At 69.5% G+C, this 17,541-nt stretch carries 13 protein-coding genes; 3 read left to right on the top strand and 10 right to left on the bottom strand.

Features of this window, described 5'->3' with window-relative positions; genetic code table 11:
* Positions 1-36: 36 nt before the first annotated feature.
* Positions 37-261, bottom strand: a complete 225-nt coding sequence (locus tag ACX93N_RS00850) for a hypothetical protein (RefSeq protein WP_459426486.1) — start codon at positions 259-261, stop codon at positions 37-39.
* Between ACX93N_RS00850 and ACX93N_RS00845 the strand changes: the two genes are divergently transcribed.
* Positions 256-699, top strand: a complete 444-nt coding sequence (locus tag ACX93N_RS00845) for a hypothetical protein (RefSeq protein WP_459426485.1) — start codon at positions 256-258, stop codon at positions 697-699. The two genes, ACX93N_RS00850 and ACX93N_RS00845, sit on opposite strands and share 6 nt — an antisense overlap.
* Here the strand turns inward: ACX93N_RS00845 and ACX93N_RS00840 are convergent.
* The 9 genes from ACX93N_RS00840 to ACX93N_RS00800 all read right to left on the bottom strand — a co-directional run bounded on the left by ACX93N_RS00840 (position 696) and on the right by ACX93N_RS00800 (position 14,604).
* Positions 696-1,973 (bottom strand): glycosyltransferase, encoded by a 1,278-nt coding sequence (locus ACX93N_RS00840; protein ID WP_459426484.1) that lies wholly within the window; start codon positions 1,971-1,973, stop codon positions 696-698. The genes ACX93N_RS00845 and ACX93N_RS00840 overlap by 4 nt on opposite strands.
* Positions 1,970-4,213: a hypothetical protein gene (locus ACX93N_RS00835; protein WP_459426483.1), complete on the bottom strand. Its 2,244-nt coding sequence runs from the start codon at positions 4,211-4,213 to the stop codon at positions 1,970-1,972. Before ACX93N_RS00835 ends, ACX93N_RS00840 begins: the two co-directional genes overlap by 4 nt.
* A complete protein-coding gene (locus ACX93N_RS00830) occupies positions 4,210-4,923 on the bottom strand; it encodes a TVP38/TMEM64 family protein (RefSeq protein WP_459426482.1) in 714 nt (237 codons plus the stop codon). Before ACX93N_RS00830 ends, ACX93N_RS00835 begins: the two co-directional genes overlap by 4 nt.
* Positions 4,924-4,986: 63 nt before the next feature.
* Entirely contained in the window at positions 4,987-5,664 is a 678-nt protein-coding gene (cuyB, locus tag ACX93N_RS00825; RefSeq protein ID WP_459426481.1) for a cysteate racemase, read from the bottom strand.
* A gap of 20 nt (positions 5,665-5,684) precedes the next feature.
* The gene (ppnN, locus tag ACX93N_RS00820) at positions 5,685-7,109 is read right to left on the bottom strand and encodes a nucleotide 5'-monophosphate nucleosidase PpnN (RefSeq protein WP_459426480.1); all 1,425 of its coding nucleotides are present in this window, start codon (positions 7,107-7,109) and stop codon (positions 5,685-5,687) included.
* A 78-nt stretch (positions 7,110-7,187) separates the two neighbouring features.
* Entirely contained in the window at positions 7,188-8,186 is a 999-nt protein-coding gene (locus ACX93N_RS00815; RefSeq protein WP_459426479.1) for a lipid A deacylase LpxR family protein, read from the bottom strand.
* The gene (locus tag ACX93N_RS00810; protein WP_459426478.1) at positions 8,183-10,267 is read right to left on the bottom strand and encodes a TonB-dependent receptor; all 2,085 of its coding nucleotides are present in this window, start codon (positions 10,265-10,267) and stop codon (positions 8,183-8,185) included. Before ACX93N_RS00810 ends, ACX93N_RS00815 begins: the two co-directional genes overlap by 4 nt.
* Positions 10,264-13,545, bottom strand: a complete 3,282-nt coding sequence (locus ACX93N_RS00805) for a VPS10 domain-containing protein (RefSeq protein WP_459426477.1) — start codon at positions 13,543-13,545, stop codon at positions 10,264-10,266. Before ACX93N_RS00805 ends, ACX93N_RS00810 begins: the two co-directional genes overlap by 4 nt.
* 486 nt (positions 13,546-14,031) lie before the next feature.
* A complete protein-coding gene (locus ACX93N_RS00800) occupies positions 14,032-14,604 on the bottom strand; it encodes a redoxin family protein (RefSeq protein ID WP_459426476.1) in 573 nt (190 codons plus the stop codon).
* A 194-nt stretch (positions 14,605-14,798) separates the two neighbouring features.
* On the opposite strand from ACX93N_RS00800, the gene ACX93N_RS00795 reads away from it, so the two are divergent.
* Complete coding sequence (locus ACX93N_RS00795) at positions 14,799-15,620, top strand: DUF6502 family protein (protein ID WP_459426475.1); 822 nt, start codon at positions 14,799-14,801, stop codon at positions 15,618-15,620.
* Positions 15,617-17,500 (top strand): DUF5666 domain-containing protein, encoded by a 1,884-nt coding sequence (locus tag ACX93N_RS00790; protein WP_459426474.1) that lies wholly within the window; start codon positions 15,617-15,619, stop codon positions 17,498-17,500. The genes ACX93N_RS00795 and ACX93N_RS00790 overlap by 4 nt, the downstream gene beginning before the upstream one ends.
* The last annotated feature ends 41 nt before the right edge of the window (positions 17,501-17,541 follow it).

Below are 17,541 nucleotides of genomic sequence, written 5' to 3'. Positions count from 1 at the left end.
CGACGCCCCGAGCGGACGCCGCCCTGCCCCGCCGGGTCAGCCCGGGTAGCCGTAGACCGAGCGGGCGTGCTCCTCCGAGATGAACCCGTCGAGGAGATCCTCGCGGACTGCGTCCGGGTCGCGCTCGGCGGCATCACCGTAGCCCCCGCCACCGCCGGTCAGCGAATGGATGATGGTGCCGACCGGGAGCGAGAAGTCGTTGATCTTGAGGCACTCCAGCTGGCCCCGGCGACCACAGGCTATTTCCTCGACCAGGTGCATCGCGGCCGGCTCGTCGGCGGCAGTATCTTCCGCGTGCTCTCCAGCGAGCTGAATGCCGCCGACCCCGGCGTAAAGATCGATGCCGTGCAGTTCGGTACCGCGCGGGGCCTCAACGAGGAGCGGCAGCGCATCACCCATGAGAACACCTCGGTCACCGGCCTCTGCCACGAGCCCTGGACCGTGTCCGCCGCGCGTTTCGCGCCGGGGGAGCTCTACGGCAGTTTCTTCGTCTGCCTCCAGGAAGAGCCGTCACTGAACTACGGGGGAGCCCGGCATCCCGACGGCGAGGGCTTCGCGCCCTTCGGCCGGGTCGTGGAAGGCCGGGGGGTGATCCTGCGTGCCCATGACCTCGCCGAGGCCGGGGGACTGCTGAGCCGGCCTGTACCCCTGCTCGCCGTGTCCGTCGTCGACCCGGCGGCGGCCGCGGGCCCGGGCTAGCGGTTCCTCTGCCGCTCTTCCAGCGCCCCGTCGCCCGCGGCGGTCAGGCTGCCGAGGATCTCGAGTTCCGCCCGGATGCGGTTGCGCACCTGGTCCCAGAGGTCCTCCTGCTCGGCGCGCTCGGCGCCGCTGCGGCGCTGGAGCTCGCGGTAGCAGGCGATGGCGGCCGCCGCGGAGCGCGCCATTGAGAAGGCCTCGGCCGTTTCCCGCGCCGCGGCTACAAGGCTGTCATCATCCCCCGCCATGCTGTGCTCGTGAACCCAGTTCAGAGCGCCGGTGAAGGCGTCCAGCGAGGGCTCGGCCACCAGGCGGCCGTTCTCGCGGTCGCGCACCACCTCGCGCACGCCGGGGGCATCGAGGCCCACGACCGGCAGGCCGGCGGCCATCGCTTCCGTGAGCACCATGCCCTGCGTTTCGCTCATCGACGCGAAGGCAAACAGGTCCATGGCGTTCATGGCATCGGCGAGTGCCTGTCCCTCGAGGACCCCGCAGCACACCAGCCGGTCCGCGAGGCCGGCGGCGCGGAAACGCTCGACCAGGTCGGCTTCGGCGTAGCCGCTGCCCACCACCAGGAAGTAGCGTTCCTCTCCGCCGGCGAGGAATGCCGCGACGGCGTCCGCCAGGAAGCCGATATTTTTTTCTTCCGCCAGGCGGCCCATGTGACCCACCACGAACGCCTTCGCCGGCAGCGCCCAGCGCCGGCGGGCAGCGGCGCGGTCGCCGGCAGCGAAGCGCTCGACGTAGACGCCGGTGGGAATCACTTCCACCGGGGTGGTCACGCCGCGCTGCAGCAGCAGGTCGCGGATGCTTTCGCTGGGCGCAATGACGCGGTCGGTGAGATTGGCGTAGCGGGTCGCCAGTTCGATGACGAAGGACCTCAGGGCCGGTGAATCGACGGGCACGTAGTGGGTGTACTCCTCGTACCGGGTGTGGTGCGTGAACACCAGCGGCACGGCGAGGGTACGCGCCGCGCGCACCGCGGTCATGCCGAGCAGGAACGGATGCTGCGAGTGGATTACGTCCGGCTCGAACGCTTCCAGCGTGGCGTTCAACCCCGAGGGCAGGGGGAGCGCGACGGAGAAGTCGCTCGCATTGAAATTCTGCAGCGCGGGCACGCGCACCACGTCCTCCTCCGGCGGCATGTCGGGAAAGGTCGGCGCAACCACCAGCACCCGGTGCCCGGCCTTGCGGTACTCGTCGCGGAACGCGGCCACCGAGCGGGCGACGCCGCCCACGTGGGGTGTGTAGGTGTTGGTAAACAGGACAATATTCATGACGCGCCCTTGTCGGGTTCGAGAAGTACACTCTCACGGTCGCCCCCGCAGGCGCGGTAGCCGGGCAGTGCAACGCGCAGTTCCGGCGCCTCCCGGTGCCAGTGCGCCTCCCAGCTCACGCGCACCCTGCCAGCCTCTTCCGGCTCCACGCGCACGCTCACGGTGCCGAAGGTCGTCGGCGCCGGCCCGAAGGCCGCGGGTTCACCGCTTGCCAGCCAGCGCCGGGGAACTCCCGCCGCAAGCACGAGCGTATCGCCTTCCTCGCGGAGGAAACAGTTGCGCAGCATCAGCACCCACTCGGCCGCCGCCCAGACGTGGTGACCATCGCCCATGCAGCCGCCGCCGGTCTGCGGATGGATCGCCTCCGGCCACTGGCCCGTGGGGCTGGCGAGACCCGCGACGGCGTCCATGAGCTCCAGGTAGCGCGGATCGCCGGCGCGCAGGAGCACCTGCGCGACCTGCAGGGTCAGGTAGGCGTTCTGACCGGAGTGGATCATGTCCTGGAAGAAGGCGCCGTCCACGAAACACTCGTCGAGAAGATAGCGCACGCAATCCAGCAGCCGCTCGTCGTCGGCTTCGAACAGCTGCAGCGGGTAGCCCGCGGCCACCGAGCCGATGGCGCCGGCGTCCAGGCGCCGGTAGGGCGCCGCGGGCATGGCCGGGCGCTTCAGCCGCTCCCGGGCACTGGCCAGGCTCCGGTCCACCGCCGCCGCCAGCCGGTCCGCGGCAGCGCGCGCGCGGCGCGCCGCGTCCGGGTCGTCGGCAAGCATGTCCGCCGCGCAACGCAGACCGGCGATGCTCCAGAAGTCGTCCCAGTAGTAGTAGTCGTTCGGTCCCAGGTGCTCGGCACTGAACCCCGCCGGTAACAGCCCGGCGTGCGGCGACAGGGGGCTCTCGGGCAGGCACTTGCGGCTGATCCAGCGGGCCGCGCGATCCACCGGCTCGCGCCAGTGCGCGGGCACAGGCCCGCCCTGCAGGCGGCGGTAGCGGTCGAGCAGCCAGAGCACCTCCCCGTTCGAATCCCACTCACCCTCCTGGGAGCGGAAGTAGCCGAAGCGCGTCTGCCGGGGGAAGAAACACTCGATGGCGCGCCGGGCCCGGTTCTCCAGCCCCAGCGCGAGCAGCGCATGGATAATGAAGGCGGCATCGCGGAACCAGAAACGCTTGTAGGTGTAGGGTCCGGGGTAGGCATCCTCGGGCGTATGCAGTACCAGGGAGGTTACCGCCGCGTCGAAGAGGAACTGGTAATGCCGTTCCGGGCACTCGAGCCGGCAGGCGCGATCGCGCTCCCGGGCCCAGGCATCGGGCAGCAGCGGCCGCGCCGGATCGGGCTTCCCGAGCGGGATGCTGGCATGGACTTCCGCCGCTCCCTCGAAGGGATAGGTCGCCGCGGCGCTGGCCAGGCCCACCGGGCACTCGACGGCGGCCGCGCTGGCGCCGCCACCGTCGAGCTTGAACAACACATCGCCTTCCCCGTAGGTCGATGTGTGGTGCTCCGACGGCGCCGGGTCGAGGGTCACGGCGGGCTCACCGTCAACGAGCCACTCCCGCCCGTCGAGCCCGACCTGGCCCACGAAACTCACGCCCTCCGCATTCTGCGGCCGCAGGGCCAGCACCAGCCGCGCACCGCCGGCGTTGTCGTTCCCGGCCCGGGCGCGCAGGCGGCAGACCGGCCGCCCCGCCTCGAGAACGACCTCTGCGCGCAGGGCGAGTGCCAGGCCATCGCTTTCGCAGCGCGTTTCCACCGCCGCACCTTCGGCCAGCTCATAGCGCTGGTCCACGTCATGGCAACGGGCCGGCAGGAGTCTTCGGCCGTCGTCGCCCAGGACCCACACGTCGAGAGACCAGCCGTCGAGGAACGGCGTCAGCAGGCCGCGGGGATCCACCACCGGCAGCGCATCGCAATCGGGATAGCCCACCGCCGTCCAGTTGCGGTGGGTCAGGTTCACGTGGGTCACGGAGAACGCCCGCGGCAGGAAGGAGCGGTCCCGGGGGTCGTACTGCCGCTCAGCCCAGTAGGGCCAGGCCCAGTCCAGGTTGTGCTGGATGACCTTGCTGTTGATGAGCCCGCGGGCGTGAAACACCACGCCGGCGCGCAGCAGCTCGATCGGCTCACCGACTTCGGACGGCTGCGCGAGCCCCCGGAGCCGGCCGAGGAGCTCGATCGGATCGAGGAAACCCTGGCTCGTCGCGGCCTTGCGGATGATGTAGCGCAGCGGTAACCAGCGCCAGCCGTTCATTGCTCTGCCTCCTCCGGCGCCAGGGCCTGGTAGCGGGCCAGGGCGCGCCGGGCAATGCGGTTGAGGATGAACACCGCCGCCACGGTGCCGAGAAAGCCGATGCCGTAGATGGCCCACTCCACCGGCGTACGGCCCACGGCCCGGTCATTGAGGGCGACCAGGCGGGCGGCGAGAGAACCGAGATAGACATTGTGCAGGGAAAAGGGCACGAGGCCGATGAGCGTCCCCAGGCTGTAGCTGCGGAAGGAAAAGCCGGTCAGACCGAAAAAATAGTTCGACAGCTTGCCCGGAAAGAACGGGATGAGCCGGGTGAGCAGCACCACCTCGAAGTCGTGTGCCTCCATTTCCCGGGTGACCGCGTGCAGGCCCGCATGGCGGCGGATGAGACGGCGGGCCCGCTCACCGGCGCCGTAGCGCGCGATGAGGAAGGCAAGGCAGGCGCCGAGCGTGGTACCGAGGACGACATAGCTCGTTCCCTCCACCACGCCGAAGACGAAACCGGCGCCGGTGGTGAACAGCACCCCGGGAAGCAGGCAGACCACGACGAGCGCCATGATCACCACGAACCAGAGCGCGGACCACAGGCCCTGGCCGTCGATCCAGCGCAGCAGGTCGAGGAGTTGCTCGTCGACATCGAGCCAGACCAGCACTCCCACGAGCGCGGCGACCGCGAGGGCGGACGCCGCGATGGCGGCGAGCGGAGATCGCATGAACCGTTCAGGGTAACACCCGCAGGGGGCGCCCTTGCAAATAGGCGGACGCGCGGCTCCGCGTCAGGCCGGCGCGATGCCGGCGAAGGCCAGGGTGCGCGCCACCAGCAGGTCCGTGGAGGCATAGAGGGGCAGCGGCGCGTCTTCTGGCGAGAGCACCAGCGGGATCTCCGTGCAGGCGGCAATCAGGGCCTCGGCGCCCCGCGCCGCCAGGGCGCCCGCCAGCGCTGCCATGGCAGACGCAGCCTCGGGGCCCCGCGCCCCGGCCTTGATGCGGTAGACCAGGGCCATGAAAGCCGCCTGCTCCGACGGTTCCCAGAGCACGGGCTCGCAGCCCCGGGCGTCGAGAGCCCGCTGGTAGAGACCGGCCTCCCGGCAGCCATCCGCGGCCATCACCCCGATCCGGCGGGGCCCGCGATCGTCGAGCGCATCGACGGTCGCGTCAATGATCGACAGGAAGGGAATCGTCACCGCGGCGCGGATGTCGTCTTCCCAGGCATGCGCCGTATTGCACACCATCACCAGCACGTCGGCCCCGGCGCGCTCAAGGCCCCGGGCCATGGCGGCGAGTGCCGGGCCGACGCTGGCCGAGCGGCCGGCGATGGCGTCGTGGCGGTCGGGTACGGCCGGGTTGTGGTCCACGAGGAGGCGCAGGTGGTCCTGGTCCGACGCCGCCGGTGTCGCCGCGATGAGCCGCGCCATGAAATCGACCGTCGCCGCCGGGCCGAGGCCACCGAGCACGCCGACGGTGGGACGGGCGTTCAGGACGCAGCCTCCGCGGGGCGCGGCCCGCCGAAGCGGAAGCAGGGCCGGTAGGTGGACGGGTCGATACGCATGCGCCCCTGGCTCACGAAGGCCTCGAGGAGGCGGCCGAGCCCTGCGACCACGTCGCCCTCGCCGTAGAGGCAAAAGGGCCCGTGCCGCTCCACGGCGCGCACGCCGAAATCCTTCACGTTGCCGGCAACGATGCCGGAGAAAGCCCGGCGCAGCTCGGCGATGAGCAGGTGCCGCGGCTGGTCCCGGTGCAGGGCCAGGGCCGCCATGTTCTCGTGGCTGGGCACGAAGGGCTGCTGGAGTTCCGGCGGGATGTGCAGCTTCCAATGGAAGCTGAAGGACTCGCTGCGCTCGATGCGCTGACGGCGCACAGCCTTCACGGCGCGCTTCATGGCGCGCGCCACCGCCGGCGCGTCGCCGGTGATGATCTCGTAGTGCTCGGCGACCTCGTCGCCCAGCGCGCTGCGGAGGAACCGGTCGATATCGCGGAAGTAACCCGCACTCTCCGCCGGCCCGGTGAAGATGAGCGGCAGTTGAACGCCGGCGTTGTCCGGGTGCAGCTTGATGCCGAGGAGGAAGAGGATTTCCTCCGCCGTGCCCACGCCGCCGGGGAAGATCACGAGGCCGTGGGCGATGCGCACGAAGGCCTCGAGGCGCTTCTCGATGTCCGGCAGGATGACCAGCTCGTTGACGATGGCATTGGGCGATTCGGCAGCGATGATCCCCGGCTCCGATACGCCGAGGAAGCGGCCGTCGCGATTGAGCTGCTTGGCGTGGGCGATGGCGGCCCCTTTCATGGGACCCTTCATGGCGCCGGCACCACAGCCGGTGCAGATGTCGAAGCCGCGGAGCCCGAGGGAATAGCCGACGTTCTTCGAGTAATCGTATTCCCCCCGGGGGATCGAGTGCCCGCCCCAGCAGACCACCAGCCGCGGCTGCAGGTTACTGCGCACCGCGTTGGCGTTGCGCAGGATGCGGAAAACGGCGTCGGTGATGCCCGCCGGCGTGCTGAGATCGAAGGCCTGCTGCTCGGCGAGCTTGTGCTCGGTGAAGATGATGTCGCGCAGCGCCGCGAACAGGTGGCTGCGGATACCCGCGATCATGCGGCCATCGACAAAGGCCTGGGCGGGCGCATTGCTCAGCACCAGCTGCAGGCCGCGCGGCTCCGGCACCACCTCGATGGCGAAATCGCGGTAGGCATCGTAGACGGTGCGGGCATCGTCCGTGCCTCCATCGGTGTTGAGGATCGCCAGGGCGCAGCGCCGGAACAGCTCGTGGCTCGAGGCGTCGGCGTTGGCGAGGCTGGCCATCTCGCGCCGGGAGAGCAGGTCGAGGGACTGCAAGGGGCGCACGGAAGCGCGCGCGATGCGCGGGGCGGTGCCGGGCGCGGGGCTGAGCTCGTCTTCGTTCATGGTGTGGAGTATAGCGTTGCAGGGTGACAGGACGCTTGCAGGTCCCTGGACGGCCCCTGGAGGGCCGCTGGCTCGCCCCTAGAACGCCAGGAGCACACTGAAGGCGCCGAAGCTGGCGTTGTCGCGCTGCCCCTCGAATTCGTCACTGCGAAAAACGTGCGTGTAGGCCAGCTGGAACCCGCGCACACTGAGGACGGCACCGACCTGCAGGTCGCCGACCAGCGGCAGCCGATCGACACTCGCGCTGTCCCGGAACGTGTTGCCATCGAGGAAGATGTTCTGCGCCACCGCGCGCGCCTCGACGCTGGCATACAGATACCAGCCCCGGTCGCTCGCCTCCACCAGGCCGGCGCCGGGTACCGACGGCTGTATCCGCGGCGGGCCGAACTGGTCGGCGATATCGTCCCCGAACAGCAGGCTGGCGCCGAAGTTCGCGTAGGTGAACACGTTGCCGAGGGCAAAACCGCCGTGCGGCGACAGCGTGACCTCGAAGGGCCCCAGGGGCCGCGGCCTCAGGTTCCAGCGCCGCTGATAGGTCGCCATCAGCGCCGGCTCGTTCTGAAGCTGGTGTTCCCAGCCCCGGGGGTCTTCAGAGCCGATGAGCTGGTGGAACCGGTCCTGCGTCGGTCCGGCCAGGGACGCCGGCCCGATGACCCCCATCGACAGTTCGAGGCTGTTCAGCTGCTGCCCCTTGCGCCCGCTGATACCGGCTGTCGCGTAGAGCCAGCCCGCGTAGGGCCGGTCTGCCGGATCCGGTGGGTCGATGGTGATGTCGCGCGGCGTGTACATGTTCTGGCCGATGCTGAGCACCGTGCGGTAAGCGGCGTGCTCCGGGAAGAGGCCGGTGCGGTCCGACGCCTTCCTCAACCAGTCCGGGGTGACATTGTGCGGCAGGATATGCCCCAGGCGGATGCCGTTGGTGTAGTGGCGGTCCGTGTCGCTGAAGACATCGTTCTCGATCACGAGCCCCCAGGCGCCCTCGTCATCGGCAGCACGAACGCCACCGCCAGCCGCGGCGATGAAAAGCCCCGCGACGAGGAGCGGCCACCGCGCCGCCGGCGGCGCACTGGCGCTCACGGCAGCGCCGCTTCGACCGCCAGAGCGAGTCCCCGGCCCGGCGCATCGAGGCCCGAGCCGTGCTCCCGGTAACGGGTATCGAAGACATTGTCGAGGCCGACGGTCACGGTCCAGCGTTCGCCGAGGTCGCGCTCCGCGCGCACGTGCCAGGCGGCCCACCCGTCGGTGCCGTTGGGGTCGATCCGCGGGTCGCGCACGTCACGGGGGCTGAGCCGGTCCTGTTCCGCCGCGAACTGCAGTACCGCACGGCCGCGCCAGGGGCCCGCCGGATCCCAGGCCAGGGCGAGGCGGCCATTGAAGGGGGGAATACGGTCGCCCGGAACCGTGGTGCCGTCACCGGGCCGGTCCTCGCCGCGGGTCCAGTTCGCCGTGGCGTCGAGAGCAAGGCGCGGCGCCAGCTGTGCCCGAAGCCCCAGCTCGGCACCGTGAAGCCGGGAGCGGCCGATGTTCTCGCTGGTAACCACAAGGCGGCCCGTCGGCGTCTGCGCGCCGGTCTCGACACTGGTGATGCGGTCCTCGTAGTCGAGGTGGAAAAAGACCAGCTCCGCGCGGGCGCCCTCCCCCTCCCAGCGCAGCCCGATATCCGAGCTCAGCACCGTTTCCGGCCCGAGGTTGCTGTTCGCGACGTTGAACCGGTTGCCCGGCCGTGGCCCCAGGGTGCCGAGGTCGAAGATGTTGGGCACGCGAAAGCCCTCGGCGACGTTCGCCAGCAGGGCGAAGCCGCCGCCCAGGTCCTGGCGCAGGCCCAGCTGCAGGCTCAGGTCGTCGGGCTCGAGTTGCGCACCGGGGTCGAGAGCCGTCGCGGCGAGCTCCACACGGAAGCGGCTGTAACGGCCGCCGAGCTCGATACTGGTCCCCGGCAGGGGCGACCAGGCATGGGTGAGAAACAGCGCGGCACTCGAGAGCTGCGAGCCGTCCGGGAAGCGCGCGCCGACCACCGCCGGCTCGGCGTTGCCCGCCCTGACCTGGCGCGCACTCTGTACCTCGTCGCTGGCCAGGTCCATCCCGTAGCGGGTGCGGTGCGCCGGCGACCAGCGCTTCGCCAGCACCAGGGAGGCACTGTAGAGATCGCTCCGGTTCTGTTCCGTGAACAGCAGCGGACTGCCGAAGTCGCGGGTCTTGCGGTCATCATCAATGCGCTGCCAGCCGACCTGCAGCCGCGCCCGGTCCGCCCAGGGCCGGTCCACAGCGGGCTCGGCCACCAGCCCCAGGAAGGAACGCTCGTTCGGGGAGAACTCGAAGAGCGAGGACGAAGGCTCGACCTGCGCGTAGCCCGGCACCAGCTCATCGACGCGCGGTGTCGAGGGCTGCTCCAGGTGCTGCGCGAGCAAGCGCCACTCGCCGCCCCCGGGGAGCCGGTGGCGGGTCATGAGATTGATGCCCCGGCTCTCGTAGCCGCTGGGCACGACCGTTTCGCCGCCCCCGGTCTCACGGTCGCCGATGACCACCCGCTGCACCGCCAGTTCCACCGCGTTGTCTTCGTCGCCCCAGGCGACCCCCCCGGTGCCCTGGCGGCCGTTGTCGCTCGACACCCAGGCGGCACGGCCGAAGGCGGCGAGGGGCCGGTCGAAGGCCGGTGGACGGGTCACGACCTGCACCGCGCCGCCCATGGCGTCACTGCCGTAGAGTGTCGCCACCGCGCCGCGGGCCACCTCGACGCTGGCGATGCCCGCCGTGGGCACCAGGCCGAGGTACTGGTTGGGGGAACTGCGGTAGAACGCGTTATTGAGGCGGAAGCCGTCCACCAGGTGCAACACCTGGCTACCCTTCAGGCCACGGACGATGGGAATGCCCTGGCCGGGCGTGGTCTGCTGGACAAACGTGCCGGGCATGCCGCGGAACAGGTCCGACGGCAGCACCGGTGCGGTTTCGCTGGCGGCGGCCGGGAGCCGGCGGCTGACGGCAACGCTCGCGCTACGGGCCGGGGAGGCGAGGCGCCGGGCGGTCACTTCCACGACCTCGAGCACCGGTTCCGCCCGCGCACTCACCGCGGCAGCGGGCGCCGCGGCCGCAACGCAGAGGCCGGCAAGCACCAGCCGGCGCGCCGGCCCGGCGCGTCGACGGCGGTGGCTTGCGGTCACTCTCCGGCCGGGACGACCTGGCCGGGGCTCCAGGGAGCGCCGGCCTCGAGGAGCGCCGCACGCAGGGCGGGGAGCTCCGTCTGGAGGATGCCGTTCAGCTTCTCGCGCAGCGGCGCGAGCGCCTCGCGGGCGTAGCCGAGGGACTGGCGGTGCGCCGGCGTCGGCCCGTAGCTGGAATTGCTCACGCCCATCTTCGCGTGGGACAGCCAGGTGCCGACCCGGTGTACCTCATCGGCGCCGATGGCCTGCTTCGAGCGATGGCCATTGAGCCCCTGGTCGAGGTCGTACAGGCGCTGGCGCAGGGCGTGCAGCTCCGCGTCGAGCTCACCGGGGGCCGCGGGCGTTTTCGCCAGCGCCGTCTGCATGGCCTCGACGGTCTCGACCGCATCCTCGAGCGCGTAGCGCGCGGCGCTCAGCTGACCTTCCACGGCGGCGACGGCCTGCCAGAAGGCCTGCACTTCCGCCATGGGAGCACCCTCGAGCGCACCCTCGTAGAGCCGCTCCACGGCAAAGCTGACCGGCCCGGCCAGCGCGCGGGTCTCCCCGTTCTCCTCGAGGACCAGCTCGGCGCTGTACTCGCCGGGTTCCACCAGGAAGCCCTTCGGGGGCAGCCCCTGCCAGTTGTCCGGCGTCTCGATGGAACCCCGGTAGGGGTGGCGGAGATCCCAGGCCACCCGGTGGAACCCTTTCTCCGCGGGGGCCGGCACGCGGCGGATCACCGTGCCGTCGGCGTCGCGGATGAGCAGCTCGAGCGCGGGGGCGGCTTCCCGCCGCTCGGCCTCCAGGGCCTCCCAGGCGGGGAAGCTGACCGCCTTGCCAGCTTCCCGGCGGGCCTTCTCGTCGGCCTGGCGCTTCGCCTCGCGGCTCTCGAAACCCTCGGCGAGGTGGTAGGTCAGCACCGCGCCGAAGGGCGGGTTGTCAGCGACGTAGAGCGCATCGCCCTGGCTGCCCCGGCGGGTGGAACCGAGCACGCCGCGCTCGTGGTACCAGTCCGCGTCGCGCGGCGTGAACAGGGTCGCCTCGGCCTCGAGTATCTCCGGGGTCAGCTCGCGCAGCGGCGTGTAGTCGTCGAGGACGAAGAAGCCGCGGCCGAAGCTCGCGGCCACCAGGTCATTCTCCCGGCGCTGGATCTGGATGTCCCGCAGCGGGATCGTCGGCATGTTGCCGTCCAGCTCGTGCCAGTGCTCACCGGCATCGATGGTGAAGAAAACACCGAACTCCGTTGCCGCGAAGAGCAGCTCCGGGCGCACATGGTCCTGCACCAGGCGCCAGACCAGGTGCTTTTCGGGCAGGTCGCCGGCGATGCTCTTCCAGCTCTTGCCGCGGTCCCGGCTGACCAGCAGGTAGGGCGAGAAGTCGCCGTACTTGTGGTTGTCGAGGGCGACGTAAACCGTGTCCGGGTCGTGAAGGTCAGCGCGGATATCGTTGACGAAGGCGCGCTCCGGCACCCCCGGCAGCTTGCCGACCTCCAGCCGCCGCCAGTTCTCACCGCCGTCCTCGGAGACGGCGATCAGGCCGTCGTCGGTACCGGCGTAGAGCAGCCCCTCGACCAGCGGCGACTCGGCCAGGGAGGTGATGGTGTTGTACATGGACATGGCAAACAGGTCCCAGGGCGCGTCCCAGCCCCAGTTCCGGTCCATGAGCGGCAGGTCCACCCGCTTCTGGTCGCGGGTGAGGTCGCCGGAAATCGCCGTCCAGCTGTCGCCGCGGTCCTCAGAACGCCAGATGCGCTGCGACGCATAGTAGAGGCGGGTCGGCTGGTGCGGGCTGACGAGGATCGGCGCGTCCCAGTTGAAACGCTCCGGCGGGTCGCCGGGCGCGGGCTGCGGCTGGATGTAGACGGTCTCGCCGGTGGTCAGGTCGATACGGTTCAGGTTCCCCTGCTGCCACTCGGCGTAGAGGATGTCCGGGTTGCCGGGCTCCGTGGCGGGCTGGTGGCCGTCGGCGCCCAGCACCACTTTCCAGTCCGCGTTGCGGATACCGTGCACGTTGTCCGTGCGCGACGGCCCGCCCTGCGTGTTGTTGTCCTGGGTGCCACCGTAGATGTTGTAGAAGGGCTCACTGTCATCGAGCGCCAGCTTGTAGAACTGCGTGACGGGCAGGTTGGCGACGAAGCGCCAGGTCTCACCCCGGTCCCAGCTTTCATAGAGACCGCCGTCCGACCCCATCATCAGGTAGTCCGGGTCCTCCGGGTGGAAGTTGATGGCGTGGATATCACTGTGCTGCGTTTGCGTCGCCATGGTCTCGAAGGTCTTGCCGCCGTCCGTGGACTTCTGCACGCGTACGCCGACGAGGTAGAGCTCGTCGAAGCGGTGCGGGCTGGCATAGAGCTCCTGGTAATAGTGCGGGCCGGTCCCGCCGGCAACCGCATCGGCGCCCTTCTCCCAGGAGGCGCCGCGGTCGGAAGAGCGCCAGACGCCGCCGGTGCGGCGGTCGAGCTCGATGGCCGCGTAGACCACGTCCGGGTCCTGGGGTGAAATGGCGAGGCCGATCTTGCCCATGTTGCCTTCCGGCAGGCCCTTCTTGAGGCGCGTCCAGCTGCGGCCGCCATCTTCGGAGCGATGCAGGCCGCTCTCCGGGCCGCCGCCCATGTAGGCAGCGACGGTGCGGTGGTGCTGCCAGGTGGCCGCGTAGAGCACGTCCGGGTTCCGCGGGTCGATGACCACATCGGTCACCCCGGTCCACTTGCCGCCACCCAGGGTCTTCTCCCAGCTCTCGCCGCCGTCCGTGGTCATGTACAGCCCGCGCTCGCCACCGGGGGACCAGAGCGGCCCCTGCACGGCGACCCAGACCGTATCCGGATCCTCGGGATGCACGACGATCGTCGAGATGTGCTCGGACTCGGCCAGCCCCATGTTCTGCCAGCTCTTGCCGCCGTCGTCGGAGCGGTAGATGCCGTCACCGAAACCGACATGGCGGCCGCCGACGTTCTCGCCGGTGCCGACCCAGACCCGGCTCGGGTTGCCCGAGTCGACCGCGACGGAGCCGATGGAATAAACGGGCTGGTCGTCGAACACGGGGCTCCAGGTAGTCCCGGCATTGGTCGTCTTCCAAACGCCCCCGGAGCCGACGCCCACGTACCAGGTGCTGGGGTCCGTCGGGTCCCAGGCGACATCGGCAATGCGGCCGGACATGAAGGCCGGTCCGATGTTGCGCCAGGCGAGGCCGGCGAAGGGGCTTTTCTCGGCCGCCTCTCCGGTCGCTTCAGCCGCGCCGGCCATCGGCGCGGCCGCGACCAGCCAGGTGAGGGAAAGGGCGGTGGCAAAACGTCGAATCATGCTGCTGCTCCGGATCCGGTAAAGGGGCGAATGGTAGCATCCTCACGCTCGAGGAAAAGCGCCTCCCGGGGGGAGAGGCCATACGCGGAAGGCTGTGGCTGGACCGCCAGGGGCTCATCGCAGCATGCCGGTGTGAGCGCGGAATACTGCTCTCAGTCGCTCCCCGATACACGCTTTGTGAGAGAAGTATTCCGCACTAACCCCTAACGTATTGCATAGTCCCAAGGCGGCAGGAGTGGATCCAGGGCGGTAGGGGCGGGTGCCGGGGGGTGCCCCCACCAAGCGTGTATCGGGGAGCGACTGGGGGCACCCCCCGGCAGCCGTCCCGGCAAACTAGGATAAACCGGGAACGAGATAAACCGGGAACAACGAGTGAACACGGGAAAAGTCCTGTCTTCGTCCGGGAAACCGGCGAAGCACAAAAAACCCCGGGGCGCCAACGCGCCCCGGGGCCCAAAGGACCTTTCAGGGGTTTGCGGGGTCGTCTCAGCCGACGAAGGCCTTGCGCGGCTCGCTGACGCCTTCGGACTCGGTGCCCTTGAGGTAGGCGAGCATGGTATCGGCGTCGGAAACCTCGAAGGGGTCCGTCGGGCAGTTGTCGCCGAAGTCCGGCTCGACGAACATCTTCTCGATCACACCGTCATTGACCAGCATGGAATAGCGCCAGGAGCGCATGCCGAAGCCCAGGTTGGACTTGTCGACCAGCATGCCCATCTTCCGGGAAAATTCGCCGTTACCGTCCGGCAGCAGGAAGATGTTCTTGTTGCCCTGCTCCTTGCCCCACTTGAACATGACGAAGGCGTCGTTCACGGACAGGCACACCACTTCGTCCACGCCCTGCGCCTTGAACTCGTCGTAGAGTTCGTCGTAGCGGGGCAGATGGTTCGAGGAGCAGGTCGGCGTGAAGGCGCCCGGAAGGGAGAAGAGTACGACCTTCTTGCCGCCGAAAATGTCGGCGGTGGTCTTGTCTTCCCAGCGATAGGGGTTGTCGCCGCCGATGGACTCGTCGCGGACGCGACACTTGAACGTGACTTCCGGGACGCGCGATTGCGTGCTCATGGATGAATCCTCCTTGAAGTTGGGTGTTTAAGGACTTGCCAGGTCCAGATGGGGACTGCTGTCCTGAACATCAAGAGGGTACGGTCGCTGGATGCATCGGTGAAACGGTAAATTCTGATAAGATTGATCGGTCGGATCGATCAGGGGCGGGTATTGCTCTTGACGACGTCTTTGGTTGGGATAAAATTCCCAGAATGCCCGACGAACTCACCAGCGCCCTTCGCCACGCCGTCTACCGGCTGCTCAAGCCCCTGGTCCGCATCCTGCTGCGGCACGGCATGGCCTATGGCACCTTTGCCGAACTGGCGCGCAAGGCCTACACGGACGAGGGGCTGCGCCACCTGCAGGCGCTGGGCAAGCGCCCCAGCATTTCCGCCGTGTCCGCCCTCACGGGCCTCACGCGCAAGGAGGCCAAGCGGGTCCACGAGCTCGACCTCGAGGCCGGCAGCGACCGTGCCCGCCGCTACAACCGGGCGATCCGGGTGGTCAGCGGCTGGCTGGTGGACCCGCGCTTCCGGGATGAGCGCGGCGAACCGGCAGCCCTGCCCCTGGAGGGGGCCCACAGCTTCGCCGAGCTGGTGAAGGACTACAGCGGCGATATCCCGCCAAGCGCCATGCTGACGATCCTCGAGGCCAGCAATACCGCCGTCGTCGAGGAGGGCCGGGTGCTGCTCCGGGAGCGCGCCTACCTGCCGACGCAGACGCCGGTGGAGCACCTCGAGATCCTCGGCCGGGACGCCGGCGAGCTGGTGGCCACCATCGGCCACAACATCAGCACTGAAAAGGCCCGGCGGGTCTTCCAGCGCAAGGTCTCCAACCACAGCGTCCGCGCGAGCGCCCTGCCCGCCTTCCGCTCGCTATCCACCGAGCAATCCCAGGCGCTGCTGGAGACCTACCACCGGTGGCTTTCCGAGCACCAGGTGGACCCGGAAGCCGGTGAGGACGAGCGCGCCCGCTACGTCGCCGTCGGCATCTACTACTACGACGACGAGATCGACGAGGATCCGGAACCATGAACGCCGTCCCCCTTCGCCTGGCCAGCTGCGCCGTCCTTCTTGTCTGCCTCAACGCCTGCGGCGGAGGAGGCGGAGGCGGCGACATCGCCGCGGCCGCACCCCTGCCCCCGGGGGGCGATACGGGGGGCGGCATCGGCGGCACCGGCCTCACCAGCAGCGGTACAATCAACGGCACGGGCAGCATCTTCGTCAACGGCGTGCGCTTCGACGTCGATGAGGCCGAGATCACCGTCAACGGCGAGAGTGCCAGCGAGGCCGACCTCGGCCTTGGCATGGTGGTGACCGTCACGGGGACCGTGGCTGACGATGGCGCCAACGGCACGGCCGAGCGCGTCGTCTTCGACGCCGAACTGAAGGGCCCGGTAGACAGCCTAGAAGCCAATGCCGACGCCACCACGCTGCAGCTGACGATCCTCGGGCGCCGGGTCATCGCGGAGCGAACGGGTACGGTCTTCGAGGACGTCTCCTTCGACACGCTCGCCGTCGGCGACGTGGTCGAGGTCTCTGGCTACGAGGAAGCGGACGGTCGCCTTCGCGCCACGCGCATCGACCGCGACGAGGACTTCCTCCCGGGCCAGGGTACGGTCTCGCTGAAGGGGGTGGTAGCCGGCCTCTCCGGCGCCACCTTCTTCCTCGGCGATCGCGTCGTGGAGGCGGGCAACGCGACCCTCGAGGACCTGCCCGGCGGCGCGCTGGCCAACGGCCAACGGGTCGAGGTGCGCGGCACACTGCAGGGCACCACGCTGGTCGCGCAGCGCGTCAGCGGCGACGACGACCCCGCCGCACGTTTCACCGCCGGCGAGGCCGCACGCGTGGAAGGCGCCGTCGTCGCCTATGTCGACGATGGCAGCTTCCGCGTCGGCGGGGTGCCCGTGGATGCGGCGATGGCTGACCGCGAACCGGCGGGCCTGACCCTGCGCAACGGCGCCGTCGTCGAGATCGACGGCACCTGGGACGGCAGCGTCCTGGTCGCCGGCCGCGTCCAGGCCCGGCGCGGCCGCATCAAGCTGGAGGCGCCGGCAACGGGAGTCGATGCGGCAGCGGGCACCGTGACCCTAGGCTTCGCAGGCGGCACCGTCGAACTCGGCACGGACAGCCGCACGCTGTTCGATGACGACCGGGACGCCCTGCCCTTCCTCACGCTCGACGACCTGCGCAGCGGCGACTACGTCGAGGCCGAAGCGGTGCAGGACGGCAACCGTCTCCTGGCCACCCGCATCGATCGCGACGAGGACAACGACGAGCGCCTGCTGCAGGCCCCGGTCGAGGCCTTCGTCGAGGGCAGCAGCCTGACCCTCCTCGGCGTGACCTTCACCACGGCCGGCGCGGCTTTCGAGAATGCCGTGGATGACGATATCGAGCCGGCCGCGTTCTACGGCAACCTCGACATCGGCGCACTGGTAAAGGTCGAAGACGAGGACAACGATGGAAACGCCGAGGAGGTCGAGTTCGAGTTCGAGGCGGTGCTCGACGGAGAACGCGACTTCCGTGATGACGACGAGGAGCCGGTCGCCGGCCCGGACCTGCCCCGGGCCATTATCGAATTCGTCGATGCGAACTACCCCGGCAAGGATATCGCTATTGCCTTCCGGGACGAGGACGAGTACGAGGTCGTGCTGGTCAACGGCATCGAGCTCACCTTCGACCTCGACGGCAACTTCCTCGAGGCAGACGATGACGCCGGCAACGACACCGCCGACGAGGAAGACGGAGACGACGGAGACGACAGGGAAGACGGAGACGACAGGGAAGACGGAGACGACAGGGAAGACGGGGAAGACGCGGAAGATGATGGCATCGATGACGAGAGTGACCGGGATGATGACGACGATGACACCGACGATGATGAAGCGGACGACGATGACCCCGAGGGCTCCTGAGGCCCCCGGGGCAGCGGCCGACACGGACCCGCGCCGCCGCT

The organism is Pseudohaliea sp., assembly GCF_054552115.1.
Note: the sequence above shows the minus strand (reverse complement) of the source record. Positions and strands in the feature narration are given on the sequence as shown.

Coding starts and splice junctions, on each gene's coding strand:
- ACX93N_RS00850 (WP_459426486.1), bottom strand. CDS start 261: ATGCACCTGGTCGAGGAAATAGCCTGTGGTCGCCGGGGCCAGCTGGAG.
- ACX93N_RS00840 (WP_459426484.1), bottom strand. CDS start 1,973: ATGAATATTGTCCTGTTTACCAACACCTACACACCCCACGTGGGCGGC.
- ACX93N_RS00835 (WP_459426483.1), bottom strand. CDS start 4,213: ATGAACGGCTGGCGCTGGTTACCGCTGCGCTACATCATCCGCAAGGCC.
- ACX93N_RS00830 (WP_459426482.1), bottom strand. CDS start 4,923: ATGCGATCTCCGCTCGCCGCCATCGCGGCGTCCGCCCTCGCGGTCGCC.
- ppnN (WP_459426480.1), bottom strand. CDS start 7,109: ATGAACGAAGACGAGCTCAGCCCCGCGCCCGGCACCGCCCCGCGCATC.
- ACX93N_RS00805 (WP_459426477.1), bottom strand. CDS start 13,545: ATGATTCGACGTTTTGCCACCGCCCTTTCCCTCACCTGGCTGGTCGCG.
- ACX93N_RS00800 (WP_459426476.1), bottom strand. CDS start 14,604: ATGAGCACGCAATCGCGCGTCCCGGAAGTCACGTTCAAGTGTCGCGTC.
- ACX93N_RS00795 (WP_459426475.1), top strand. CDS start 14,799: ATGCCCGACGAACTCACCAGCGCCCTTCGCCACGCCGTCTACCGGCTG.
- ACX93N_RS00790 (WP_459426474.1), top strand. CDS start 15,617: ATGAACGCCGTCCCCCTTCGCCTGGCCAGCTGCGCCGTCCTTCTTGTC.